18 protein-coding genes, 10 tRNA genes, 3 rRNA genes and 1 other RNA gene are annotated in these 25,124 nt (G+C 46.5%); 31 read left to right on the top strand and 1 reads right to left on the bottom strand.

All coding sequences use genetic code 11. The features are described from left to right. Positions 1-149: 149 nt before the first annotated feature. The 31 genes from MHI51_RS00615 to MHI51_RS00765 all read left to right on the top strand — a co-directional run bounded on the left by MHI51_RS00615 (position 150) and on the right by MHI51_RS00765 (position 23,420). Positions 150-1,403 (top strand): UDP-N-acetylglucosamine 1-carboxyvinyltransferase, encoded by a 1,254-nt coding sequence (locus MHI51_RS00615; protein ID WP_036679932.1) that lies wholly within the window; start codon positions 150-152, stop codon positions 1,401-1,403. A gap of 164 nt (positions 1,404-1,567) precedes the next feature. Next, on the top strand, positions 1,568-2,920 hold the full coding sequence (gene rho / locus MHI51_RS00620; RefSeq protein WP_036679930.1) for a transcription termination factor Rho: 1,353 nt from the start codon (positions 1,568-1,570) through the stop codon (positions 2,918-2,920). 25 nt (positions 2,921-2,945) lie between these two features. Then, positions 2,946-4,223: a radical SAM protein gene (locus tag MHI51_RS00625; RefSeq protein ID WP_038568079.1), complete on the top strand. Its 1,278-nt coding sequence runs from the start codon at positions 2,946-2,948 to the stop codon at positions 4,221-4,223. A 121-nt stretch (positions 4,224-4,344) separates the two neighbouring features. Continuing rightward, positions 4,345-4,542, top strand: a complete 198-nt coding sequence (gene rpmE, locus MHI51_RS00630) for a 50S ribosomal protein L31 (RefSeq protein ID WP_036679927.1) — start codon at positions 4,345-4,347, stop codon at positions 4,540-4,542. Between the two features lie 117 nt (positions 4,543-4,659). Continuing rightward, positions 4,660-4,928, top strand: an RNA gene (ffs, locus tag MHI51_RS00635) — signal recognition particle sRNA large type. A gap of 137 nt (positions 4,929-5,065) precedes the next feature. Then, positions 5,066-6,835, top strand: a complete 1,770-nt coding sequence (dnaX, locus tag MHI51_RS00640) for a DNA polymerase III subunit gamma/tau (RefSeq protein ID WP_076218777.1) — start codon at positions 5,066-5,068, stop codon at positions 6,833-6,835. Between the two features lie 47 nt (positions 6,836-6,882). Next, complete coding sequence (locus tag MHI51_RS00645) at positions 6,883-7,194, top strand: YbaB/EbfC family nucleoid-associated protein (RefSeq protein WP_036679924.1); 312 nt, start codon at positions 6,883-6,885, stop codon at positions 7,192-7,194. A gap of 38 nt (positions 7,195-7,232) precedes the next feature. Then, complete coding sequence (gene recR / locus MHI51_RS00650; protein ID WP_036679922.1) at positions 7,233-7,832, top strand: recombination mediator RecR; 600 nt, start codon at positions 7,233-7,235, stop codon at positions 7,830-7,832. A gap of 137 nt (positions 7,833-7,969) precedes the next feature. After that, entirely contained in the window at positions 7,970-8,221 is a 252-nt protein-coding gene (locus MHI51_RS00655; RefSeq protein WP_076278007.1) for a DUF2508 family protein, read from the top strand. A gap of 42 nt (positions 8,222-8,263) precedes the next feature. Next, on the top strand, positions 8,264-8,521 hold the full coding sequence (locus MHI51_RS00660) for a pro-sigmaK processing inhibitor BofA family protein (protein WP_370510561.1): 258 nt from the start codon (positions 8,264-8,266) through the stop codon (positions 8,519-8,521). Between the two features lie 302 nt (positions 8,522-8,823). Further along, a 16S ribosomal RNA gene (locus MHI51_RS00665) occupies positions 8,824-10,381 on the top strand. A 124-nt stretch (positions 10,382-10,505) separates the two neighbouring features. Further along, positions 10,506-10,622: ribosomal RNA gene (gene rrf / locus MHI51_RS00670) — 5S ribosomal RNA — on the top strand. Positions 10,623-10,668: 46 nt separating this feature from the next. Beyond that, positions 10,669-10,745: transfer RNA gene (locus tag MHI51_RS00675), tRNA-Ile, on the top strand. Positions 10,746-10,769: 24 nt separating this feature from the next. After that, positions 10,770-10,845 (top strand) — tRNA-Ala (locus MHI51_RS00680). A 168-nt stretch (positions 10,846-11,013) separates the two neighbouring features. Continuing rightward, positions 11,014-13,939 (top strand): 23S ribosomal RNA (locus MHI51_RS00685). Together the 16S, 23S and 5S rRNA genes with 10 tRNA genes alongside form the textbook arrangement of a ribosomal RNA operon. Positions 13,940-14,021: 82 nt before the next feature. Continuing rightward, positions 14,022-14,113, top strand: a tRNA-Ser gene (locus MHI51_RS00690). A 30-nt stretch (positions 14,114-14,143) separates the two neighbouring features. Continuing rightward, positions 14,144-14,220 (top strand) — tRNA-Met (locus tag MHI51_RS00695). Between the two features lie 8 nt (positions 14,221-14,228). Then, a tRNA-Val gene (locus tag MHI51_RS00700) sits at positions 14,229-14,304 on the top strand. Between the two features lie 32 nt (positions 14,305-14,336). Then, positions 14,337-14,412 (top strand) — tRNA-Thr (locus MHI51_RS00705). Positions 14,413-14,426: 14 nt separating this feature from the next. After that, positions 14,427-14,504 (top strand) — tRNA-Asp (locus MHI51_RS00710). A 62-nt stretch (positions 14,505-14,566) separates the two neighbouring features. Beyond that, a tRNA-Phe gene (locus MHI51_RS00715) sits at positions 14,567-14,639 on the top strand. A gap of 8 nt (positions 14,640-14,647) precedes the next feature. After that, a tRNA-Tyr gene (locus MHI51_RS00720) sits at positions 14,648-14,733 on the top strand. A gap of 5 nt (positions 14,734-14,738) precedes the next feature. Beyond that, positions 14,739-14,811, top strand: a tRNA-Lys gene (locus MHI51_RS00725). 149 nt (positions 14,812-14,960) lie between these two features. Further along, positions 14,961-16,055 carry a CdaR family transcriptional regulator gene (locus tag MHI51_RS00730; protein ID WP_076219573.1) on the top strand — a complete coding sequence of 365 codons (1,095 nt, stop codon included), beginning with the start codon at positions 14,961-14,963 and terminating at the stop codon, positions 16,053-16,055. 111 nt (positions 16,056-16,166) lie between these two features. Next, entirely contained in the window at positions 16,167-17,288 is a 1,122-nt protein-coding gene (locus tag MHI51_RS00735) for an ABC transporter ATP-binding protein (RefSeq protein ID WP_076126826.1), read from the top strand. Positions 17,289-17,498: 210 nt separating this feature from the next. Continuing rightward, positions 17,499-18,437, top strand: a complete 939-nt coding sequence (gene hprK / locus MHI51_RS00740; RefSeq protein ID WP_036687047.1) for an HPr(Ser) kinase/phosphatase — start codon at positions 17,499-17,501, stop codon at positions 18,435-18,437. 12 nt (positions 18,438-18,449) lie between these two features. Then, positions 18,450-19,481 carry a prolipoprotein diacylglyceryl transferase gene (lgt, locus tag MHI51_RS00745; RefSeq protein WP_076126827.1) on the top strand — a complete coding sequence of 344 codons (1,032 nt, stop codon included), beginning with the start codon at positions 18,450-18,452 and terminating at the stop codon, positions 19,479-19,481. A gap of 5 nt (positions 19,482-19,486) precedes the next feature. Next, on the top strand, positions 19,487-20,143 hold the full coding sequence (gene ppaX / locus MHI51_RS00750) for a pyrophosphatase PpaX (RefSeq protein ID WP_076126829.1): 657 nt from the start codon (positions 19,487-19,489) through the stop codon (positions 20,141-20,143). After that, positions 20,140-20,649 (top strand): DapH/DapD/GlmU-related protein, encoded by a 510-nt coding sequence (locus tag MHI51_RS00755; protein ID WP_170914218.1) that lies wholly within the window; start codon positions 20,140-20,142, stop codon positions 20,647-20,649. The genes ppaX and MHI51_RS00755 overlap by 4 nt, the downstream gene beginning before the upstream one ends. Before the next feature lie 293 nt (positions 20,650-20,942). Further along, positions 20,943-22,151: an acyltransferase gene (locus tag MHI51_RS00760; RefSeq protein WP_405173487.1), complete on the top strand. Its 1,209-nt coding sequence runs from the start codon at positions 20,943-20,945 to the stop codon at positions 22,149-22,151. A 111-nt stretch (positions 22,152-22,262) separates the two neighbouring features. Beyond that, positions 22,263-23,420, top strand: coding sequence for an acyltransferase (locus MHI51_RS00765; RefSeq protein ID WP_076219571.1), 1,158 nt, complete (start codon positions 22,263-22,265; stop codon positions 23,418-23,420). 70 nt (positions 23,421-23,490) lie between these two features. Here the strand turns inward: MHI51_RS00765 and gntK are convergent, their stop codons facing one another. Continuing rightward, the gene (gntK, locus tag MHI51_RS00770; protein ID WP_076277742.1) at positions 23,491-25,020 is read right to left on the bottom strand and encodes a gluconokinase; all 1,530 of its coding nucleotides are present in this window, start codon (positions 25,018-25,020) and stop codon (positions 23,491-23,493) included. Positions 25,021-25,124: the final 104 nt, after the last annotated feature.

Here is a 25,124-nt window from a genome sequence, read left to right on the forward strand (position 1 = left end):
AAAGGATAGGGCTATTACTCTGTCCAGTTGAATAGTTTGATGAGGAAAGCACACCGCTTAGCCGGTGTCTTTCCATTTTCATCACTAAAAGTCCACAGCACGTATTGCCCACCCAGCTGCAATACACGTAGGGGGAAATTGATAAATCTATGGAAAAATTAATGATTGGCGGTGGACGTCCGCTAGAGGGCGTTGTAACCATCAGTGGAGCAAAGAATAGTGCCATCGCGCTTATTCCTGCGGCAATTTTGGCCGAATCTGAAGTTGTTCTGGATAATTTACCGTCCCTTAGTGATGTAGCCGTTTACTCCGAAATCTTGCAAGAGCTTGGCGCTAATGTATCCTGGTCAGGCAATCAGATGAGAATTGACCCTTCACGTATTGTATCTATTCCAATGCCCAATGGGCCGGTTAAGAAACTTAGAGCTTCGTATTATATGATGGGAGCTCTGCTTGGAAGATTCAAAGAAGCGACAATAGGTCTTCCTGGTGGCTGTAATTTTGAACCTCGTCCAATTGATCAACATATCAAGGGATTCGAGGCTTTGGGAGCAACAGTTACCAACGAACATGGTTCTATCCACTTATATGCAAAAGAGCTACGCGGTGCGAAGATTTATCTGGACGTATCAAGCGTAGGTGCCACAATAAACATCATGCTGGCGGCTTCACGAGCCAAAGGCTCTACAATTATTGAAAATGCGGCTAAAGAGCCTGAGATTATAGATGTAGCTACCCTATTGAACTCTATGGGCGCTGTTATTAAAGGCGCTGGTACAGAAACCATCCGGATCGAAGGGGTCTCGGAAATGCACGGTTGCCGTCATTCCATTATTCCCGATCGGATTCAAGCAGGAACTTATATGATTGCCGCTGCGGCTACGCGTGGTAATGTGTTGATAGATAATGTTATTCCTAAGCACTTGGAAGCCTTAACAGCCAAGCTTTTAGAGATGGGCGTGGATATTGAAGAGCTTGATGAAAGTATCCGAGTTATAGGTAGAGCTAATTATGAACATGCAGATGTTAAAGCACTGACCTATCCTGGATTTCCTACAGATTTACAATCTCCTATGACAAGTATGCTGACACAGGCAGAAGGGGTTAGTGTGCTTAGCGATTTCGTCTACAGCAACCGCTTCAAGCATGTGCCAGAGTTGGTAAGAATGGGCGCAAAGATTCGTGTTGAAGGCCGATCTGCAATTATTGAGGGCAGTAAACTTAATGCTGCTAAAGTAAAGGCAGCTGATCTGCGTGCGGGTGCAGCCCTTGTTATTGCCGGGTTAACAGTAGAAGATGGTATTACTGAAGTGACCGGCGTAGAGTATATTGATCGTGGTTATGATAATTTAGTGAGCAACCTTCGGCAACTTGGTGCTCATGTTTGGCGTGAGAATGAATAATATTAGGATATCCCGCTTGGAAGGAGTATTAATTTGCGGCCAAACCGCATATTTCCTTCCATTTGGGGTAATACTAACCTAATGAGCATTTTAATAGAATCATATTTTTGCCTAGTAGATAGACTAGGAAGAACTCATTTAAAAATTGAATAGGTGGTTATTACATGGATCTTCAAATTTCCGATCTGGAAGAAATGAAGCTGACCGAGTTATATAAGCTGGCCAAGAAATACCAGATTCCTTATTACGGACAGCTGAAGAAACGGGAACTGATCTTTGCGATCCTTCGGGCACAGGCAGAGCAGAGCGGTCTCATGTTTATGGAAGGCGTACTAGAAATTTTGCCTGAGGGCTATGGATTTCTTAGGCCGATTAACTATTTGCCCAGTGCTGAAGATATTTACATCTCAGCTTCACAAATTCGTAAGTTTGATCTCAGAAGCGGAGATCTTGTGTCTGGTAAATGTCGGACACCAAAAGAAAATGAACGATATTTTGGCCTGCTTCAAGTCAATGCAGTTAATGGCGAGAACCCTGCTAGTGCAGCGGAGCGTCTTCATTTTCCAGCATTAACACCACTTTATCCGCAAGACAAGCTACCGCTTGAAACATCCCCTACTCATTTGTCTACCCGAATAATGGATTTGCTCGCTCCTGTAGGTTTGGGGCAGCGGGGTTTGATTGTAGCACCTCCAAAAGCAGGAAAAACGCTCCTCTTAAAAGAAATTGCCAATAGTATTTCCACTAATAATCCTGAGATTGAGCTCTTTGTATTGCTGATTGATGAACGTCCTGAAGAAGTAACCGATATGCAGCGTTCTGTAAAAGGCGAAGTGGTTGCATCGACATTTGATGAGCTTCCAGAGAATCATATTAAAGTGGCTGAGCTTGTGTTGCAAAGGGCACTTCGTTTAGTTGAGCACAAGAAGGATGTAGTTATTCTTTTGGATAGCATTACGCGTCTGGCGCGTGCTTATAATCTGGTGGTTCCACCATCTGGACGTACACTTAGCGGGGGGATTGACCCGGCGGCTTTTCACCGGCCGAAGCGGTTTTTTGGTTCTGCACGGAATGTGGAAGAAGGCGGCTCATTAACTATTTTGGCAACAGCATTAATAGATACTGGCTCGCGTATGGATGATATTATATATGAAGAATTTAAGGGTACCGGTAATATGGAGCTTCATTTGGACCGCAAATTGGCGGAACGCCGGATATTCCCAGCTATCGATATTCGTCGTTCAGGTACACGTCGCGAAGAAGTGCTCTTGAGCAAAGAAGAACTGGATACGATTTGGGCGATTCGCAAAAATATGAACGAGTCCTACGATTTTGTGGAGGGATTCATCAAAAAGCTGCGTGATACGAAGACTAATGCTGAGTTCTTGGCATCCTTTGACGTTGCTGGGGCAAAAACAACACCAAACGGGACTGCAAGTAACGGAGGCACCTCCAACAGCGGTACAGCTGCTCGTCGTACCACACGGGCGAAGACACCTTCAGTACCTACAACTTGAGAATTGATAATAAGAGGAGACTAACATGTATTTGGTATATGCCGACGGGCAAGGAAACGTATATGATCATCCTGAACTGTACGGGCTAGCCCGTAGTGGGGATATGATTGTTGAAATGCTGGAGGAAGAATTAATTCCATTACCAGAAGGTGCTACGCTCGTGGGCTTGCCTAGTACACGTGCTGTGGGTATGAATCCTGAGACGGGTGAAATGATGTCTTTGCCGGAAGGTTCGCAGGCTGTCGGAGCGCTGCTGCCGCAAGGCTACACTCGTCTATGTCTTCCTGGTTATGTGAAGACAGATAAGTCTTATAAGCTTCCTCTGTTTGGGTATTCGGCTGTAGTGTGGAAGGATGGCGGGTTCTATGTTGCGGCAGACCCTACCGATAATCCAGAGAAATGGAATCCACTTAATTGTGACAAAGAAGATCTTGAAGTCAGTGTTGGTGAGATGACAGCCAAATATCCTGATAACCGCCTCTATGAGCATCTTTCTAACTGTGCGCTTGGCTATGAATGCCTGACTTCCTCCAATACCTTTTTAGGGCGTTGGGAGGGCGGTGTGCCCGTCTCTTATTCATGTAATGCTGGATGTTTTGGCTGTATTTCTGAGCAACCTGATGATAGCGGCTTTGTATCTCCGCAGACTCGGATGAATTTCCGGCCTACGGTCAACGAAATTTCACAAGTTATGTTGGAGCATTTAAAGACGCCTGAATCGATTATCAGCTTTGGACAAGGCTGTGAAGGGGAACCTTCCACGCAGGCAAAACTTATTATAGAAGCTATTCGTGAAGTGCGCTCGATTACTGATATGGGCTATATCAATATCAACACCAATGCGGGATTAAGCGATCATATGCGAGGAATCGTTGATGCTGGGCTCGATTTGATGCGTGTCAGCACAATCAGTGCCCTTGATGACCATTATAATGCTTATTACAAACCACGCGGTTATACATTGGCCAATGTAGAGAAATCTTTGAAATACGCTGCTTCGCAGGGCGTTTACACATCGATCAATTATCTGATCTTCCCTGGAGTGACTGATCGCGAAGAAGAGATTGAAGCGATGCTGGAGTTTGTAAGACGTACTGATCTGAAGCTTATTCAGATGCGCAATCTAAACATTGACCCGGAGAGTTATTTAGAGTTGATTCCTCCTGCCCAGGGTGAAATCCTTGGGATGAAGACGATGCTTGATATTTTCCGCGATGAACTGCCGGATGTAGTTATAGGCTCTTATACACATGTGCCACCAGCAGATATGGCGCGGGCTAAGCGGCGGGGAATCAATATTTAAGCAGCTAAAATGTAAAAATGAAACATATTGCCCAATTTGATATTTCGTGCTAAAATACCACAGTGTAATCATATAACTCTGGGTCCGCATGAGGCTTAGGGCATGAGAGGTGAAATTCAAAATGCAAGAAGCAATTCAACCAAAGTATAATGTAACTAAGGTAACCTGCGCATGTGGCAACACTTTCGAAGCTGGCTCTGTTAAACAAGAGCTTCGTGTCGAAATTTGCTCCAACTGCCATCCGTTCTTCACTGGCAAGCAGAAGTTCTTGGATGCCGGCGGTCGCGTTGATAAATTTAAGAAGAAATATGGTATCTAATTTGAACAGTCGCTTTGCGGCTTAACAGTTAGATTGAGCCCCCAGCTGTATAGCTGAGGGGCTCATTTTATGTCTTAGAGTTGATTTTTGTCCGAGCGTGAGCTATACTTATCTTCGCCGTGCTAGACGGGGAGGTAGCGGTGCCCTGTAACTCGCAATCCGCTGTAGCGAGGTTGAATTCCTGTTAGAGGTGCTATCGATGTGAGGCCTTGGTTCCTACGGGCTGTGTTGACAGTTGGGTCCTCCGCAATGAGTGCTTATGAACCTGGTCAGGTCCGGAAGGAAGCAGCCATAAGTAAGATTACTCTTGTGCCGGAGGGTGGCCTAACTCGAGCAGTCATGTAGGGTTGCCGCTTGGATCGTAGCCATCAATAACAGGTGCACGGTTTATAATTCTGTTTATCATAGCATCTTTGCCACAAGCAAAGATGCTTTTTGTTTTTGGTCAATAGCCGATGAATATAGTATAATAAATTTGCGACAAATGCCGGGAAAGCGGCAGCTTAAGAGAGGGTAATGCATAGTGGAACATATCGCGCTGTACCGTGCTTGGCGGCCGCAGTCGTTTCAAGACATGGTTGGACAACAGCACATTATCCAAACGCTGCAGAACGCAATTCGTGAACAGCGGGTTTCGCATGCCTATCTGTTCAGCGGTCCGCGGGGAACTGGTAAGACAAGTGCTGCTAAAGTCTTAGCTAAAGCGGTTAACTGTGAACGTGGGCCAGGTCCGGAACCTTGTAACGAATGTCCATCCTGCTTGCGAATCGCTGCGGGTAATGTAATGGATGTGCAGGAAATAGATGCGGCATCAAACCGGGGCGTAGAGGAGATTCGTGATCTGCGTGAGAAGGTGAAGTATGCACCTACCGAGGTGCGCCGTAAAGTGTATATCATTGATGAAGTGCATATGCTGACGACAGAAGCTTTTAATGCTCTATTAAAGACTTTGGAGGAACCGCCGTCACATGCGATGTTTATTCTTGCGACAACGGAACCTCACAAATTGCCGGCGACAATAATTTCCCGTTGTCAGCGTTTTGACTTCCGTAGAGTGGCGTTAGAAGAACAGACCGCCCATCTGACTGCTATTTGTGAGAAGGAAGGGATTACAGCGGATAACAACGCATTGCAGTATATTGCCCGTCTATCTGATGGGGGTATGCGTGATGCATTGAGCTTGCTGGATCAGATTTCATCCTTTACAGATGGTAATGTTACGTACGAGCAAGTGTTAGGAATGACAGGGGGAATTCCCTCCGAGCAATTTGCACGTCTTGCCACTGCCATATTAGAAGGTGATATGGGTCTTCTTCTGGAGCTCGTTGAGCAGCTTATGCATGAAGGTAAAAGTGCAGATAAATGCCTAGAGAATCTCATGTATTATTTCCGTGATTTATTGATGATTAAGATGGTACCCGAGGCCGATCAATTAACAGAGAGGGTGCTGAATCCTGCTGAATTTAAAGATATGGCCACCGCATTTTCTCGGGAGCGTCTATTTCAGATTGTAGATACAATCAATAAATACCTAGGTGAAATGAAATACGCAACACATCCTCAGACACTGTTTGAAGTGGCGCTGATGAAGCTTTGCAGCTTGCAGCAAGAGGTAAGTCAGAGCGCCGCATTTGCTCCGTTAGGTGAAACAAATGCCGGAGTAAGCGCGAATCATTCGAGCGTTGACTCTGGTGAACTTGATCTTCTCAAAAGACAGATCGCAGCACTGGAGAAGAAGCTGGAACAGGCAATGCAATCCGGTGGTATTTCCGGAGGAGGGCGTGATGGTGCTCCTGCACCGAAATCGCACGCGGTTCCAACACCGCGGGTTTCTTCAGCCTCGAAAATGCCTCCTAACGTAGATAAGTTTATTGCTGGTAAGGATAGTCCCGATTTTGCAGCTATCTATAAACAGTGGAGCCTTGTCCTGCAGGGAGTAAAAGAGGAAAAGGTAACGGTTCATGCATGGTTTGTAGACGGTGAGCCAGTATCGATTATGGAGGATGCGGTACTTGTTGCATTCAAGAACACGATTCACCGCGATACTACTGAGAAGCCGGCAAACAGACAGGTTATTGAGAGTGTGCTTGCAGCGCGTCTAGGCAAACCTTATAGACTTGTAACCATGATGCTTCGTGACTGGAATGAAGCTGCCCAGAAGTCTGTGGGACAGACTGGCAAAGAAGAACTGCAGCTGGAGCATGAACACGATACTGCAGAAGCTAAACCTGAACCTTGGATTGATGAGGCTATCCAGCTTTTTGGAGAAGACCTTGTTGTCATAAAAGAGTAATATAAACTTACTAGCGCTAATTGCGCATTCCAAAGGAGAGACGATGTATGAATAATATGAACCAAATGATGAAGCAAGTTAAGAAAATGCAGGAGCAAATGCTTAAAGCTCAAGAGGAACTCGGAGGCAAGGTTATTGAGGGTTCATCAGGTGGCGGCGTAGTTACTGTTCAAGTAAACGGCCACAAAAAATTGCTGTCTATTCAAATTAAACCGGAAGCCGTTGATCCGGAAGATGTTGAAATGCTGCAAGATCTTGTAATCACTGCTGTAAATGATGCATTGACTCAAGCTGAAGAGCTTGCTAACAATGACATGGGTAAATTCACTGGTGGAATGAAGATCCCAGGCTTGTTCTAATAGCCCACTCCACTTCAGTCTAAAGGAGAATTATTAATTTGTATTATCCCGAACCGCTAGCTAAGCTGATCGATGCTTTTACGCGTTTGCCCGGGATTGGACCGAAGACAGCCGCCCGGTTAGCTTTTCATGTGCTTAACATGAAAGAGGATGAAGTCATTGATTTTGCAAAAGCGCTAGTAAGCGTCAAACGCAATCTTCACTATTGCTCGGTCTGCTGTAATATTACGGATACGGACCCATGTAAGATATGTCAGGACAAAACTAGAGATCCTTCAGTGATATGTGTGATTCAAGACTCTAAGGATTTGGTGGCTATAGAACGAACCAAGGAGTTTAATGGATATTACCATGTTCTTCAGGGTGCTATTTCACCTATGGAAGGTATCGGCCCTGATGATATTCGCCTGAAAGAATTATTGACCCGTCTGAGTGATGAGAGAGTAAGCGAGCTTATAATGGCGACTAACCCCAACATTGAGGGAGAAGCAACGGCGATGTACATTTCTCGTCTTGTTCGGCCGTTTGAGATTAAAATCACCAGGATAGCTCATGGCTTGCCTGTAGGTGGCGATCTTGAATACGCTGATGAAGTTACCTTGTCCAAAGCGTTGGAAGGCCGTCGCGAGCTATTCTAGCAGCTCTATAGTGGTATTTTTTAAAAAGGAAGCCCTAGGGTTTCCTTTTTTTTGTTCTAAGTTTGTCCCTATCCCGATATGAATGAGAATAACGAGATGTGTATTTTGGATCAAAATTATTCTGAGGAGGAATTAAAATGGGATGGTGGAGAGAGCTGTGGTGGGGAGTGGATAAGGAACAAGGCAAAAAGGAAAGTGAGGGATGGGAAACCCTCTTAGAGGTCCGTAAGGCGCATTCAGAGTGGGAGAGGGCGTACCTGATGTTCGACGAGGCGTTGGGACAGGATCAGATAGATTACGCGATATATATTTTGGAGGCTGCAGAACGTAAATATCAGATACATCTCAAACATGCAAAAAGCTTGGGGTTGAACAGCAGTCAAATATAAGGGCTTATAAATAATTGTATAAGGGGGATCTACATGCTTAGAATGATAGCTATGGGCGTATTGATATTATCCGTTATCTTATTAGGTTTAGTTGTATTTAGAAAAAAGCTGGGTTTTGGGTGGCTAAGTTTATTTGGGGTTCATTTGGTATTGGCTGCACTCGGGATATATGTAGTGAACTTCTCAGGTTTGCTCACGCAGGTGTATATCCCTTTGAACCCTGCAACTATAGGCGCAGTAACGGTTCTTGGGCTTCCTGGCGTGGTTATGTTACTCGGATTAAGAATAATTTTATTTTAATGCTTGACGTGGCTTTGAAAAATATGATACATTAAGTCTCGCCCGTTTGGACAAGCTGTTGATTAACAACTTGCTGAAATGGTCAAGCAAAAAAAGAAATTAAAAAAATGCTTGACGAAAACAAAGGCGCTGTGATATATTATAAAGGTCGCTGCTGACAAGCAACGACGACGAAAGATGAGACATTGATCTTTGAAAACTGAACAACGAGTGAGTGGGAAATCACGTAAGTGAAATCCAAAATTAGAGAATTGATTTTCTCGTCAGATGTTTCAAAATGAGCATATCGCTCTTTTCAATACTAATTGGAGAGTTTGATCCTGGCTCAGGACGAACGCTGGCGGCGTGCCTAATACATGCAAGTCGAGCGGAGTCATTTTGAAAGCTTGCTTTCAAAATGACTTAGCGGCGGACGGGTGAGTAACACGTAGGCAACCTGCCCTTCAGACTGGGATAACTACCGGAAACGGTAGCTAATACCGGATAATTTCTTTTTTCTCCTGAGAGAAGAATGAAAGACGGAGCAATCTGTCACTGAGGGATGGGCCTGCGGCGCATTAGCTAGTTGGTGGGGTAACGGCCCACCAAGGCGACGATGCGTAGCCGACCTGAGAGGGTGAACGGCCACACTGGGACTGAGACACGGCCCAGACTCCTACGGGAGGCAGCAGTAGGGAATCTTCCGCAATGGGCGAAAGCCTGACGGAGCAACGCCGCGTGAGTGATGAAGGTTTTCGGATCGTAAAGCTCTGTTGCCAGGGAAGAACGTCCGGTAGAGTAACTGCTACCGGAGTGACGGTACCTGAGAAGAAAGCCCCGGCTAACTACGTGCCAGCAGCCGCGGTAATACGTAGGGGGCAAGCGTTGTCCGGAATTATTGGGCGTAAAGCGCGCGCAGGCGGCTATTTAAGTCTGGTGTTTAAACCTTGGGCTCAACCTGAGGTCGCACTGGAAACTGGGTGGCTTGAGTACAGAAGAGGAAAGTGGAATTCCACGTGTAGCGGTGAAATGCGTAGATATGTGGAGGAACACCAGTGGCGAAGGCGACTTTCTGGGCTGTAACTGACGCTGAGGCGCGAAAGCGTGGGGAGCAAACAGGATTAGATACCCTGGTAGTCCACGCCGTAAACGATGAGTGCTAGGTGTTAGGGGTTTCGATACCCTTGGTGCCGAAGTTAACACAGTAAGCACTCCGCCTGGGGAGTACGGTCGCAAGACTGAAACTCAAAGGAATTGACGGGGACCCGCACAAGCAGTGGAGTATGTGGTTTAATTCGAAGCAACGCGAAGAACCTTACCAGGTCTTGACATCCCTCTGAATCCACTAGAGATAGTGGCGGCCTTCGGGACAGAGGAGACAGGTGGTGCATGGTTGTCGTCAGCTCGTGTCGTGAGATGTTGGGTTAAGTCCCGCAACGAGCGCAACCCTTAACTTTAGTTGCCAGCAGGTTAAGCTGGGCACTCTAGAGTGACTGCCGGTGACAAACCGGAGGAAGGTGGGGATGACGTCAAATCATCATGCCCCTTATGACCTGGGCTACACACGTACTACAATGGCCGGTACAACGGGAAGCGAAGCCGCGAGGTGGAGCCAATCCCATCAAAGCCGGTCTCAGTTCGGATTGCAGGCTGCAACTCGCCTGCATGAAGTCGGAATTGCTAGTAATCGCGGATCAGCATGCCGCGGTGAATACGTTCCCGGGTCTTGTACACACCGCCCGTCACACCACGAGAGTTTACAACACCCGAAGTCGGTGGGGTAACCCGCAAGGGAGCCAGCCGCCGAAGGTGGGGTAGATGATTGGGGTGAAGTCGTAACAAGGTAGCCGTATCGGAAGGTGCGGCTGGATCACCTCCTTTCTATGGAGAATCGTTCTCTGCAATGAGAACATTCAAATCGGAAGCTAAGCTTCCACAATAGAACCTTCGGGTTCGAACACTCACTCGTGTTCAGTTTTGAAAGAGCAAGTCTCTTTCGTATGCGTTTGGTGGCGATAGCGGAGGGGTTCCACACGTACCCATCCCGAACACGACCGTTAAGCCCTCCAGCGCCGATGGTACTTGGACCGAAGGGTCCTGGGAGAGTAGGACGTTGCCAAGCGGACAACCAATTCATTGGTTGATTCACAATGTTATATATGTTATATGGGCTTTTAGCTCAGTTGGTTAGAGCGCACCTCTGATAAGGGTGAGGTCGGTGGTTCGAGTCCACCAAGGCCCACCATATAACATTATAGAGTAATTTTATGGGGCCATAGCTCAGCTGGGAGAGCGCCTGCCTTGCAAGCAGGAGGTCAGCGGTTCGATCCCGCTTGGCTCCACCATAAATTTTAAATGAATAACTTTTTAAACTTGATCCTTGAAAACTGGATACCGAAACGAATTTGCGTTTTAGAACATCTTTTAGCAACTTGTGTAAGCAAGTAAATGTTATTAGTGAGATGATTCCAAAGAGAATGTCATCGTATGATATTTTCCTGCGGAAAAATCAAGGTTAAGCTAATAAGAGCACACGGAGGATGCCTAGGCGCCAGGAGCCGACGAAGGACGTGGCGAACAACGAAACTGCCTCGGGGAGCTGTAAGCAAGCTTTGATCCGGGGGTGTCCGAATGGGGAAACCCAGCTGTGGTAATTCGCAGTTACTCATACCTGAATACATAGGGTGTGTAGAGGCAGACCAGGGGAACTGAAACATCTAAGTACCCTGAGGAAGAGAAAACAATAGTGATTCCGTCAGTAGCGGCGAGCGAACGCGGAACAGCCTAAACCAAGGGGCTTGCCTCTTGGGGTTGTGGGACGTCTCACATGGAGTTACAAAGGAATATGGTAGGTGAAGAGGTCTGGAAAGGCCCGCGATAGAGGTAAAAGCCCTGTAACCTAAACTGTATTCTCTCCGAGACGGATCCCGAGTAGTGCGGGGCACGTGAAACCCCGTATGAATCCAGCAGGACCATCTGCTAAGGCTAAATACTACCTGGCGACCGATAGTGAAACAGTACCGTGAGGGAAAGGTGAAAAGCACCCCGGAAGGGGAGTGAAATAGAACCTGAAACCGTGTGCTTACAAAAAGTCAGAGCCCTATTAATGGGTGATGGCGTGCCTTTTGTAGAATGAACCGGCGAGTTACGTTTAACATGCAAGGTTAAGCCGAGAAGGTGGAGCCGCAGCGAAAGCGAGTCTGAATAGGGCGATTGAGTATGTGGACGTAGACCCGAAACCGTGTGATCTACCCCTGTCCAGGGTGAAGGTGCGGTAACACGCACTGGAGGCCCGAACCCACGTACGTTGAAAAGTGCGGGGATGAGGTGGGGGTAGCGGAGAAATTCCAATCGAACTCGGAGATAGCTGGTTCTCCCCGAAATAGCTTTAGGGCTAGCCTCGGTATAAGAGTAGTGGAGGTAGAGCACTGATTGGGTGCGGGGTCCGCAAGGATTACCAAGCTCAGTCAAACTCCGAATGCCATATACTTATTGCCGGGAGTCAGACAGTGAGTGCTAAGATCCATTGTCAAAAGGGAAACAGCCCAGACCATCAGCTAAGGTCCCCAAGTGTGTGTTAAGTGGGAAAGGATGTGGAGTTGCACAGACAACCAGGATGTTGGCTTAGAAGCAGCCACCATTGAAAGAGTGCGTAATAGCTCACTGGTCGAGTGACTCTGCGCCGAAAATGTAACGGGGCTAAACACACCACCGAAGCTATGGCTAGATGCTTTGCATCTGGGGTAGGGGAGCGTTGTGTAGGGGTTGAAGGTGTACTGAAAAGAGCGCTGGACACTACACAAGTGAGAATGCCGGTATGAGTAACGAAAAGATCAGTGAGAATCTGATCCGCCGAAAGCCCAAGGTTTCCTGAGGAAGGCTCGTCCGCTCAGGGTAAGTCGGGACCTAAGGCGAGGCCGAAAGGCGTAGTCGAAGGACAACAGTTTGAAATTACTGTACCACCGTAATCCGCTATGAGCGATGGGGTGACGCAGGAGGGTAGTGACGCGGACTGATGGATGTCCGTCTAAGCAGTGAGGCTGATGTGTAGGCAAATCCGCACATCGTTAAGGCTGGGCTGTGATGGGGAGCGAAAATTATAGTAGCGAAGGTCATGATCTCACACTGCCAAGAAAAGCCTCTAGCCAGGAGAAGGTGCCCGTACCGCAAACCGACACAGGTAGGCGAGAAGAGAATTCTAAGGCGCGCGGAAGAACTCTCGTTAAGGAACTCGGCAAAATGACCCCGTAACTTCGGGAGAAGGGGTGCCCCGGTAGTGTGAATAGCACGAGGGGGCCGCAGTGAAAAGGCCCAAGCGACTGTTTAGCAAAAACACAGGTCTGTGCGAAGCCGCAAGGCGAAGTATACGGGCTGACGCCTGCCCGGTGCTGGAAGGTTAAGGGGAGTGGTTAGGGGTAACCCGAAGCTATGAACCGAAGCCCCAGTAAACGGCGGCCGTAACTATAACGGTCCTAAGGTAGCGAAATTCCTTGTCAGGTAAATTCTGACCCGCACGAATGGCGTAACGACTTGGGCGCTGTCTCAACGAGAGATCCGGTGAAATTTTAATACCTGTGAAGATGCAGGTTACCCGCGACAAGACGGAAAGACCCCATGGAGCTTTACTGCAGCTTGATATTGAATTTGGGTACGATCTGTACAGGATAGGTGGGAGCCGTAGAAATCGGAGCGCAAGCTTCGGTGGAGGCGCCGTTGGGATACCACCCTGATCGTATCTAGGTTCTAACCTAGTGCCCTTATCGGGTACGGGGACCGTGTCAGGCGGGCAGTTTGACTGGGGCGGTCGCCTCCTAAAGAGTAACGGAGGCGTTCCAAGGTTCCCTCAGAATGGTTGGAAATCATTCGCAGAGTGCAAAGGCATAAGGGAGCTTGACTGCGAGACCTACAAGTCGAGCAGGGACGAAAGTCGGACTTAGTGATCCGGTGGTACCGCATGGAAGGGCCATCGCTCAACGGATAAAAGCTACCCTGGGGATAACAGGCTTATCTCCCCCAAGAGTCCACATCGACGGGGAGGTTTGGCACCTCGATGTCGGCTCATCGCATCCTGGGGCTGAAGTAGGTCCCAAGGGTTGGGCTGTTCGCCCATTAAAGCGGTACGCGAGCTGGGTTCAGAACGTCGTGAGACAGTTCGGTCCCTATCTGTCGTGGGCGCAGGAAATTTGAGAGGAGCTGTCCTTAGTACGAGAGGACCGGGATGGACGTACCGCTGGTGCACCAGTTGTTCCGCCAGGAGCATGGCTGGGTAGCTACGTACGGACGGGATAAGCGCTGAAAGCATCTAAGCGTGAAGCCCCCCTCAAGATGAGATTTCCCAATTAGTAAGACCCCTTGAAGACGACGAGGTAGATAGGTTGGAGGTGGAAGTGCAGCAATGCATGGAGCTGACCAATACTAATCGGTCGAGGGCTTATCCTATATGTAGAATGCAGATTCGTTTCGGATTCAGTTTTCAGGGAGTCAAATTCCTGTTTGGATTGCTGTGGTACTGATATCGTTTGGAGAGATACCCAAGTGGCTATAAGGGGACCCTCTGCTAAGGGGTTAGACTGCGTAAGCGGTGCGTGGGTTCGAATCCCACTCTCTCCGCCATTTTCAATCCATAGCAATACTAATTATTGTGGCGGTGTAGCTCAGCTGGCTAGAGCGTACGGTTCATACCCGTGAGGTCGGGGGTTCGATCCCCTTCGCCGCTACCATAATACCTGGAGGCTTAGCTCAGCTGGGAGAGCATCTGCCTTACAAGCAGAGGGTCGGGGGTTCGATCCCCTCAGCCTCCACCATTTTCATCTTTTTAGAATTGCTTTTACACCGTGCCGGTGTAGCTCAACTGGTAGAGCAACTGACTTGTAATCAGTAGGTTGGGGGTTCAAGTCCTCTCGCCGGCACCATTTTTTATTAATGCGGAACCGTGGTGTAGTTGGCCTAACATGCCTGCCTGTCACGCAGGAGACCGCGGGTTCGAATCCCGTCGGTTCCGCCATTTTTTCCACAAAATGAGTGGGAAGTGTAAGACTTTTCCGCTTAATTGTCATGTAATCTTATGGCTCGGTAGCTCAGTCGGTAGAGCAGAGGACTGAAAATCCTCGTGTCGGCGGTTCGATTCCGTCCCGAGCCACCTTTTTTGGGGGATTAGCGAAGTGGCCAAACGCATCAGACTGTAAATCTGCTCACGTACGTGTTCGGTGGTTCGAATCCATCATCCCCCACCATTTATGAGCCATTAGCTCAGTTGGTAGAGCACCTGACTTTTAATCAGGGTGTCGAAGGTTCGAGTCCTTCATGGCTCATCCCAAACAGAAAGTCATCACCTTAGGGTGGTGGCTTTTTTTGTGTTTTTATGTCGTATTATAGTAGCGCGCTGCTGTAGTGATTAACATAATATTAGAGAATATGCTAAAATAGGCGAAAAGAGCAAAAGTGGTGGAGTATGGTGACTATGGATAGCGAAACATTGCGGAAAAAGTTAGAGCAGCTCACCGGAAAGAAAACCGGAATCAAGCAGTTAGGTAGGCAACATTCAGCTTCTCTTTTTATTATGGGATTGGAAGCACAGGAACAGCCGGTAATCCATGAGGGTCATCTTTGGGCACCATTATATGAGACTGATGGACGTGTAACCGCTGTCTGGGTGGAATTGGATGGACTTAACTCTTTGGAAATACAATTAGTGAATTATGCAGTTCGAAACTTTGCAATTGCACTAAAAGCTACTGGGGTTAGAGAAGAAGGGGAAGCGGAGGCTCGGCAGCTGGGTATCTGGTTGAACACCGAACTGGAGCAAGAGAAAAATGACTCTGAGATACCCGATGAGATGGCTCTAAAGGGACGTTTATTCGGAGATATGGTTCCATTCCTACTTAGCAGTGAGAATGCACATAGCCCGCAGATCACTTATCGTTCCTTAATGAAGCTGCTGCGCAGCTATTTTGAGAATGAAATTCTGCTTATACCTCTTCAAGAAAAAGAATGGTTAATATTGGCCCGGAAGGAACTACTCACGGGCGGAGATGATAAGGATGAGGAAGAAGAGAGTGTAGATGAAATTCTGGCTCAGACCAGTATGGGCTTACACGAACTGATAGCCAGCGAATGGGTAGGTGTATTCCATTTGGCTGTAGCTCCGGCTATAGTCCCTGTTAAGGGATTGACGGGATCCGTGGCCTTGCTGAGGGAGACCATTGTACTCGGACGTATTTTCCAAGTGGGTGAATATATTCATTTACCTTGGGAGCTGCATTTGGAACGTTTGGTTAACAGCATTCCTGATGCACGGCGTAAACAGTTACTTGGACAGATTGGCGACTATTCTTCCGTATTATCGGATAAAGAGATGCTGATGACCCTGGAGACGTTTTTTGAGATGGATTGTAATGTAAGTGAAACAGCCAAGAAGCTATATATTCATCGCAACACGCTTTTATACCGTCTGGACAAGATAAAACAGGAGACGGGTGCCGATGTGCGTAGCTTTGGGGACGCTGCTATTGTGAAGCTTACTATGCTTTTGTATAAAGTGACGAAAAGGAAATAGGTTTTTTGTGAACGTTACAAATAGCCACCGTGTCCCGTCTAGGGTAATATAAATGTACAAGGAAAAAAGAATTTTTCAATTAATCAATAATTAACTCGAGGGGGAAATACAATGGCAGGCGTACGTTTAGAGCATATTTTCAAAAAATACCCGGGTTCAGATAAAGCAACAGTAATGGATATCAATCTTGATATTAAAGATAAGGAATTTCTAGTATTGGTTGGACCATCCGGTTGCGGTAAATCCACAACTTTGCGTATGATCGCTGGTCTGGAAGAAATCTCCGAAGGTAAAATGTACATTGGCGATCGTGTAGTCAACGACGTTGCACCTAAAGACCGCGATATCGCGATGGTATTCCAATCCTACGCCCTGTATCCGCATATGAGCGTATACCAAAACATGGCTTTCGGTTTGAAACTTCGTAAAGTGAAGAAAGATGAAATCGACAAGAAAGTACGTGAAGCTGCTAGAATTCTCGATATCGAACATTTGCTAGATCGTAAACCAAAAGCACTTTCCGGTGGTCAACGCCAACGTGTCGCTTTGGGACGCGCTATCGTACGTGATCCACAAGTCTTCTTGATGGATGAGCCTCTTTCCAACTTGGATGCTAAACTTCGTGGTCAAATGCGCGCTGAAATCACTAAACTGGTTAAACGCCTTGAAACCACTTGTATCTACGTAACGCATGACCAAACAGAAGCTATGACAATGGGTGACCGTATCGTAGTTATGTATGATGGTATCATTCAACAAGCTGCTTCCCCTGAAGAGTTGTACAATGAACCAACTAACCTGTTCGTAGCTGGATTTATCGGATCCCCTACAATGAACTTTATCAATGGTACTTTGTCCGAAGCAAACGGTTCTATCCGTTTCCGCGCTGAGAACCTTGATGTTGAAGTACCAGGCGGAAAAGCTCAAATCATCCGCAGCAAAGGCTACATTGGCAAAGAAGTAATTATGGGCGTTCGTCCAGAAGATATCCATGAAGAGCCAGTATTCTTGGAAGCTTCCCCGAACACAATCTTTACTTCATTGGTTGATGTAACTGAAAACCTTGGTCACGAAATGCTCCTTTACTTGAGCGGCCTTGGTAAATCTACTGTAATCGCTCGTGTAGATGGACGTTCCACTACTCGCGAAGGCAGCAAGCCAAAATTGGCTATCGATATGAACAAAGTTCACTTCTTCGATAAAGAATCCGAAGTTAACATTCTGTTGGGATAAGATCGCAGGATCTTTTCTCTCTTGATAAAGCCACCCGAAAGGGTGGCTTTATTGTTTAATTAGGGTCGTAATGGATAGGCGTTAAGATTGCATTCACAAGCGTTATCAATTAAGATAGCAGGAGAATTACCTCCGGAATTGTAATGAGATCGCTGTCAACCGGACGCAGTAAGCGGACATATACCGCAGGTGACGAAAGGACGAATTTACATGGCTAAGAAAGTAAAAGTATCTGAATTGGTACAACATTTTCAATTAGAGGTTATTTCCGGCCAGGAAGGTCTAAAACGACCTATTACGGTCGATGACCTGAATCGCCCTGGACTAGAGATTGCTGGTTATTTCGAATATTATCCGGAAGAACGTGTTCAACTATTAGGTAAGACAGAACTCGCATTCTTCTCCATGCTGCCTGAAGCTGAACGTAAAAGTAGGCTTCGTGGAATCTGTAATGACAATACCCCTTGTATCGTAATTACCCGTAGTTTGGATGTGCCACAGGAGTTAATTGATATAAGTAATGAAAAGGGACTTCCTGTGCTTCGTAGCTCGATGGCTACGACTATTTTCTCCAGCCGTTTGACGAGCTTCTTAGAAGGGAGATTAGCCCCTACAGCAACGATTCATGGTGTGCTCTGTGATGTATATGGTGTAGGTATGCTGATTACTGGTAGTAGTGGTATTGGTAAGAGTGAGACAGCCCTTGAACTTGTAAAACGTGGACATAGACTGATCGCTGATGATGCCGTGGAAATCCGCCAGACTTCAGATAACCAGCTGCATGGTACAGCCCCTGAGTTGATCCGTCACTTGTTGGAAATTCGCGGAGTAGGTATCATTAACGTAATGACACTTTTTGGTGCGGGTGCTATCCGTAATCATAAACGGATTACACTTGTCGTTAGATTAGAGGCTTGGCAGCAAGACAAGCAGTATGACCGGCTTGGACTTGATGAGGAAACAACGCGGATTATTGATACCGATGTTCCACTTGTAACCATTCCTGTACGTCCAGGACGTAACCTTGCCGTTATTATTGAGGTTGCTGCGATGAACTATCGCCTGAAGCAAATGGGCTTTAATGCAGCCCTGCAGTTTACGAATAAGTTAACTGCGACCATATCTGAGGATATGGACGATCTCGATTAGGAGTGTGAGACAATGTTCCCATTAGCAATAGATCCTATTGTATTCTCAATTGGATCACTACCTGTACACTGGTACGGGTTAATACTAGGGGTCGGTGCACTCGCGGGATTATTTCTTGCGATCCGCGAGGGCAAACGGTTCGGAATCCCGCAAGAATTCTTTATGGATATGCTGCTACTGGGTGTACCCTCGGCAATTATAGGGGCACGGATTTATTTTGTAGCTTTTAAATGGGACGATTATAAGCATAATCTGATAGACGTCTTTAAGATCTGGAATGGCGGCATCGCCATTTACGGCGCATTAATAGGAGCGATTATTTGCGGAATTATTTATTTCCGTTATAAGGGTTACCCTTTCTGGCGTATTGTTGATATTTGCGCACCTGGACTACTGGCGGGTCAAATGATTGGCCGCTGGGGAAACTTTGTCAACCAAGAGGCATACGGCAGCGTAGTTGAGGAATCTTTTTTACGGGATAAACTGCATTTGCCTGACTTCATCGTTAATCAAATGTACATAGGGGATGCTTTTCATCATCCGACCTTCCTGTATGAATCTCTTTGGAGCTTACTAGGGATTGCGTTATTGATGGTTCTCCGTCGTCAGAAGTTTGTACGTGCTGGAGAAATCTTCATGTCTTACTTTATATGGTATTCCATCGGTCGGTTCTTCATCGAGGCTGTGCGTACTGACAGTTTAGCGTTTAACGGAAGTGCAGGACTGGCTTCGTTTATAAACGGCTTATGGAGTCCGATGGAATGGTTAGGTTTTGAACAAGGATATTTGGATCCTGCCTATGGTAATATTCGTATTTCTCAGCTGCTTTCTCTACTGATTATTGTGGCAGCTATATTGCTGATCGTTATTCGCAGAGTAACCGGAGAGCCTAAAGCACATTATTCTGACCCTATCGTATGTACTAAACCGATCCAAGCAGATACTGTAGTGCCAGAAAGCGCAGTAAATACACCGCAGAAAACTCGTCAAGGAACACAACCTGAGCAAGGACAGCCAGCGGATGGAGATAAGAAGGAGCAGTAAAACTTATGATAGAATGCGTTCTTTTTGATCTGGATGGAACGATTGTCGATACGAATGAGCTAATCATTAGTTCATTTATGTACGCGCTGAAGGACAATGGTCTGGCTCCACTGACCAGAGAAGAGATAATTCCGCATATGGGAACAACCCTTCAGCAACAGATGAGAGTATTCTCTGGACTAGAGGATGTAAATGGTACGTTAGAAAAGTCCTATCGTTCTTATAATAATGAGCATCATGATGAGTTAGTGCGTTCTTTCCCGCTTGTAAAGGAGACTATTGAGGAGCTCTCGCGTCGTGGGATCAAACTTGGGATTGTAACTACTAAGATCCGTCCAACAACGATCAAGACCCTGGAAAGGTTCGATTTGCTTAAGTACATGGATACGATTGTGACTGTGAACGATGTTACTGAACCAAAGCCACATCCGGAGCCCGTTCTGACAGCGGTCCACAATCTTGGTGTTGATCCTCGCAAAACCTTAATGATAGGTGACAGTGCAGTTGATATTCAATCAGCCAAAGCTGCCGGTGTATACGCTGCTGGAGTATCTTGGTCTTTGAAGGGCGAGGATACGCTCCGCAAGTATGATCCGGACTTTATCATCCATAACATGAAGGATATTATAGAAATTATGGAGCGAGGAACGAATGAATCGTGAGAAACGTAACCCGTTATCCAGTAGAAGGTCATAACTCACTTTGGTATATTTACCGTACGGTCAGCCCTTGGAAGGGTGTCCGCAACTTTATTTTTATTCAGATTGCCCGCTATTGTCCGATTCTACCGTTAAAGAATTGGATCTATCGACGGATGCTGGGGATGAAGGTTGGTAAACACACGGCTTTTGGTCTTATGGCAATGGTGGATGTGTTTTTTCCGGAGAAAATAACGGTAGGTGAGAATTCTATTATTGGTTATAACACGACGATTCTGGCGCATGAGTATCTGATCAAGGAATATCGCCTGGGCGAAGTGGTGATCGGTGAAAATGTATTGATCGGCGCGAATACAACGATTCTTCCCGGTGTAACCATTGGAGATTGGGCAGTTATAGCTGCTGGCTCCGTGGTGCACAAAAATGTGGCGGCTGGCTCTTTTGTCGGAGGCAATCCTCTGCGAGAGCTGCGCCCCTCTTCAACGGAAGAACATGCGGAACAAGTGTAAACGATGCTTTTTTAACCCTGCAGTTACATATTGCGTTTTTTTAGCGCAGGTTCTGCAGGGTTTCTTGCGTCTTAGAGAAGATTATTAAGGAAACTTTAAGTTCTTCTTAAGTTTTTAGAACAGATACATTCGATATAATTAGCGTTAGTGATAAGGCGAATCCCACGCTAGGCATTCAGCTTCAAATATCAGAATGTAAAATCAGCAGGTGCAGGCTTCCTGGTATTTTCAGTTTCCACATTCCGCTTAGCGTCTCTATGAACAACCATCATAGTAGAGAAGAGGAATATAATATGAACACTGCGAGACAGGAAAGGCTGCCCCAGCTGGATATTTTCAGAGCATTAGCGATCTTAGGCGTATTGCATGTGCATTCCTCATCTTTTGCGGCTGGAGAGCAGGCACTGCATTCCCCTTATTATTACTGGCTGAACTGGATCAACATTTTCTTTAAATTCGGTACGCCCTCATTTATTTTTCTGAGCAGCTTCGTATTGTTTTATAATTATTATGGGCGTCCTGTGACACGCAGCTTGATTATTAATTTCTACCGTCGTCGATTAAAGTATATTTTATTACCTTATCTGCTAGCCTCTATGGGCTATTATGCACTAACCTTATATGTGAACGGACGATTGACCCAGAACCTCGGTGGCAACCTGTACAGCTTTATTAGAGCGTTATTCTCAGGTTCCGCATATGCGCATTTGTATTTTGTATTTATCAGCATTCAGTTTTATTTGCTTTTTCCAGTACTGCTTAAGCTACTCCAGAGTTCCCGCTTTTTAATTAAATGGGCGGTTCCGCTCGGATTGGCACTTCAGTGGGGGTTTATTTTCTGGAATAAATACGAACTGCACATTGTTGAAAAAGGGAGCCTGGCGATCTCTTATCTGGCTTATTATATGATGGGTGCTTATATCGCGATTCACTTTGAGAAGGTGAAGACGTGGCTGATGAAGCCATGGAGGGAGCTAACTGCCAAGCAAAAGGGATGGACTGCCCTGTTAGTGAGCGGGTGGTTAATTGCAGCCTTTATCCATGTGCAGCTTTGGTATGTGGCCCGCCATTTTGGGGTGTGGACGGATTCGCTGTGGTACGAGCTATTATGGAATGTCCATACGATGTTATTAGCATTGGTTCTGTTGTATGCTACATTCCTGATCTACCGTAAGGCCTCTCGCGGGATTGTTGCTTTTTTAACACGTTTGGGTGAACTCTCATTTGCGATATATTTGGTTCATCCGCTATTGCTGGCGGTATATCGCAGGTTCCGATATCAGATTCCCCTAGAGTCGCTAACATATGTTTTGTTCATCTACGGAGGGCTTGTGGTCGCACTGGGAGGGAGCTGGCTTATTGTGCAGTTTGCTTTCCGGCGAGTTCCGGGTTCATGGATTATTTTTGGAAGCGTGCCTCGCTCTTTGGAATCCAATCCGCAGGAAAAGTCAGGTTATATCTCTGAGGAACGGGCAAAGGGGTTCGTGCAGCAGGAGAAATAGCGTTAGAAGAAGGTCTGATACACGCACACGCTTAAACGTGGGGAAGTAGCCTTCATAATATTTGATTAAAAAGGCATCATTTCGATGCGGAGCTTAACAGGAGGAAAGATTATGAGACAAAAAGAAAGAATTCCGCAGCTGGATATTTTTCGGGCGATTGCTATTTTTGCAGTGCTGGCTATTCATGCTACTTCACGAACGTTGGCGGAGACACTAGGTACAAACATGTTTCATCCGTTCTTATTTATTAATAAATTCAGCCAGTTCGCCGTACCTTCATTCATATTTTTGAGTGGGTTCGTGCTCTTCTATAACTATATTGACCGTCCGCTGGGTGGCAAAACGCTAGGAAAGTTCTACACTAGAAGGCTGCTTTATATTATTGTGCCTTATGTAGTATTTTCACTGCTGTATTTTGCGTTAAAAATGAATGCCGGGAATACTTGGGGCTTACCTCCGGGGGAGATGGCTTCTAAGCTATGGAAGTATTTATGGACAGGAACGGCATATACGCATCTGTATTATATTATTATCATTATTCAGTTTTACGTGTTATTTCCGCTCATTTTGTGGTGTTTGCAAAAGGTTCGTCATCTGGCGGCTTGGGCGCCGCTGATCGGGTTATTACTACAGTGGGGTTTTGTGTTGCTGAATAAATACATGACCAATCACGGGTATTGGCAGTTATCCAAGGGGAGTCTGGCGATCACTTATTTCTCGTATTTCCTGCTGGGTGCTGGGGTTGCAGTGTATTACTCTTCTTTGAAAAAATGGTTAGTGCCTTCACGTGAAGGCTGGCGCGCCGGTAAAGGTCCGGTTTGGATTACGTTGTGGTTGTTATGGATTGTAGCAGGGGTTGTTCATGTTGAGCTATGGTTTAACAATTACACGGAAAAAACTGTCATCAACAGCTTATGGTATGAGGGTTTCTCTAATCTACATGCGCTGCTCTCTTGTGTGGTGCTGTTGCAAATCTCCTTCTTGCTCTATGGGGCGGGTCGTAGCTTGCTGACAAGACTTTTGGTATCTGTGGGAGCATGCTCCTTCGGAATTTATCTATTGCACCCTATGCTGCTGTATTTCTATAGAAAATTACCATTTCACGGGGGTTCTCTTGCGTACATCGCAGCGATTGTAGGAGGATGGCTTGTTGCGCTGCTGGTTTCATGGCTGGCAGTGGCTCTCGTCTTCCGGTATGTGCCTGCGTCTTGGATTATTTTCGGATCAGGCGCACAAAAGAAAGCAAAAACAGGCTCCATAAGCACATAGTCTACTGCTAGGTAATATAAAAGCGCCGGTCTCCCGTATATGCGGGTTGACCGGCGCTTTTATTTTTTGTCTATTCTCCAGCTTGTTCCCGCTGAAACTCCGCAATAGCTTGATACTGGCTTTCCAGACTACGGTAGACGGAAATATAAATCGGCAGCAGCTGCTTGTACACTTTGGTATGTTCATCAATCGGATCATGCTGGTAAGTTGAACCGATCATGTCGAATACAACATCGAAGGAGTCCACACGGCCCGTTGCGTATAGACCAAGCACTACTGCTCCGAGGCAGGAGCTTTCGATACTCTCCGGAATGATGACCTCTTGATCAAAAATATCAGACATCATCTGCCGCCAGATTGAGGAACGGGCGAAGCCGCCTGTAGCCAGAATTTTGCTAGGACGCCCGATTTGCTCTTCCATAGCCAGCAGAACCATATACATATTGAAGATTACGCCTTCTAGTACCGAGCGAATCATATGCTCCTTATGGTGATTCATAGAAAGGCCGAAGAAGGAGCCACGAGCATCAGGATTCCACAGCGGTGCCCGTTCACCAGTTAAGTAAGGATGGAATAGAAGACCACCGCTACCTGCCGGAACTTGTTCCGCGATGCGCGTTAGAACCTCGTAAGGGTCAATGCCAAGACGTTTGGCGGTTTCGACTTCAGAAGCAGCGAACTCATCCCGTACCCAGCGGAACAGCATACCACCGTTATTAACGGGCCCTCCGATCACCCAATGTTTTGGGGTTAAGTTATAACAGAAGGTCCGTCCTTTAGGGTCGGTAAGCGGGTGATCCACTACGGTGCGAATCGCTCCGCTTGTTCCAATCGTTGCGGCCACTACACCGGGTTTAATCGCGCCTACGCCAAGGTTGGACAAGACGCCATCACTGGCTCCTACGACAAAAGGTGTCGTCGGGAGCAGTAGTAGCTCCTCTGCTAGACCGGGAAGCAGGCCTTGCATGATCTCTGTGGTGGGAACAAGCCGTGAGAGTTGACCTGGTGAAATATGGGCTATCTCCAGGGCCTCTTGATCCCACTCCAAAAGTTCAAGGTTGAGCATGCCTGTAGAAGAGGCAATGGAATGATCGATGATGTATTCGCCGAACAGCCGAGCGAATATGTATTCTTTTATAGAAATGAATTTATAGGTTTGTTGAAACAACTGAGGCTGCTCTTCCCGAAGCCACATTAGCTTGGTAATCGGTGACATAGGATGAATAGGCGTTCCTGTGCGCAAATACAACTCATGTCCGTTGAACTCGTTCTTCAGGCGAAGTGCAGATCCGGCACTACGGTTGTCAGCCCAAGTGATGCAGGCAGTAAGTGGTTTACCCAGCTGATCAATTGCAATGACACTGTGCATGGCTGAACTGAAGGAGACGAATAGGATCTTATCTGGAGTTACGGCGCTTTGCCGCATGACATTAGAGAGGGTATGAAAGACTGCACGTAGGATTTGCTCTGGGTCCTGCTCCGCTATAGAAGGGGAGGGTTGATGCAAGGGATAACCCATATTCGCTTGTGCAACTATGGCTCCATTCTCCTCGAAGAGAACTGCCTTTGTACTTGTAGTACCAATATCAACGCCAATCATATAGGATTTAGTCAAGCGTTAGCCCTTCTTTCTAGTTGAAAGTATATTTTTAGAACACCAATTACAAAATTATGAAGTACAATCGTATTAGCTCATTATAGTAT

This window comes from Paenibacillus sp. FSL H8-0260, assembly GCF_045040625.1.
GTDB lineage: Bacteria > Bacillota > Bacilli > Paenibacillales > Paenibacillaceae > Paenibacillus_AQ > Paenibacillus_AQ odorifer.

Bases quoted from the DNA above. Each gene is read 5' to 3' on its own strand.
- MHI51_RS00615 (WP_036679932.1), top strand. From the start codon at position 150: ATGGAAAAATTAATGATTGGCGGTGGACGTCCGCTAGAGGGCGTTGTA.
- rho (WP_036679930.1), top strand. From the start codon at position 1,568: ATGGATCTTCAAATTTCCGATCTGGAAGAAATGAAGCTGACCGAGTTA.
- MHI51_RS00625 (WP_038568079.1), top strand. From the start codon at position 2,946: ATGTATTTGGTATATGCCGACGGGCAAGGAAACGTATATGATCATCCT.
- rpmE (WP_036679927.1), top strand. From the start codon at position 4,345: ATGCAAGAAGCAATTCAACCAAAGTATAATGTAACTAAGGTAACCTGC.
- MHI51_RS00645 (WP_036679924.1), top strand. From the start codon at position 6,883: ATGAATAATATGAACCAAATGATGAAGCAAGTTAAGAAAATGCAGGAG.
- MHI51_RS00655 (WP_076278007.1), top strand. From the start codon at position 7,970: ATGGGATGGTGGAGAGAGCTGTGGTGGGGAGTGGATAAGGAACAAGGC.
- MHI51_RS00660 (WP_370510561.1), top strand. From the start codon at position 8,264: ATGATAGCTATGGGCGTATTGATATTATCCGTTATCTTATTAGGTTTA.
- MHI51_RS00730 (WP_076219573.1), top strand. From the start codon at position 14,961: ATGGATAGCGAAACATTGCGGAAAAAGTTAGAGCAGCTCACCGGAAAG.
- MHI51_RS00735 (WP_076126826.1), top strand. From the start codon at position 16,167: ATGGCAGGCGTACGTTTAGAGCATATTTTCAAAAAATACCCGGGTTCA.
- hprK (WP_036687047.1), top strand. From the start codon at position 17,499: ATGGCTAAGAAAGTAAAAGTATCTGAATTGGTACAACATTTTCAATTA.
- lgt (WP_076126827.1), top strand. From the start codon at position 18,450: ATGTTCCCATTAGCAATAGATCCTATTGTATTCTCAATTGGATCACTA.
- ppaX (WP_076126829.1), top strand. From the start codon at position 19,487: ATGATAGAATGCGTTCTTTTTGATCTGGATGGAACGATTGTCGATACG.
- MHI51_RS00760 (WP_405173487.1), top strand. From the start codon at position 20,943: ATGAACACTGCGAGACAGGAAAGGCTGCCCCAGCTGGATATTTTCAGA.
- MHI51_RS00765 (WP_076219571.1), top strand. From the start codon at position 22,263: ATGAGACAAAAAGAAAGAATTCCGCAGCTGGATATTTTTCGGGCGATT.
- gntK (WP_076277742.1), bottom strand. From the start codon at position 25,020: ATGATTGGCGTTGATATTGGTACTACAAGTACAAAGGCAGTTCTCTTC.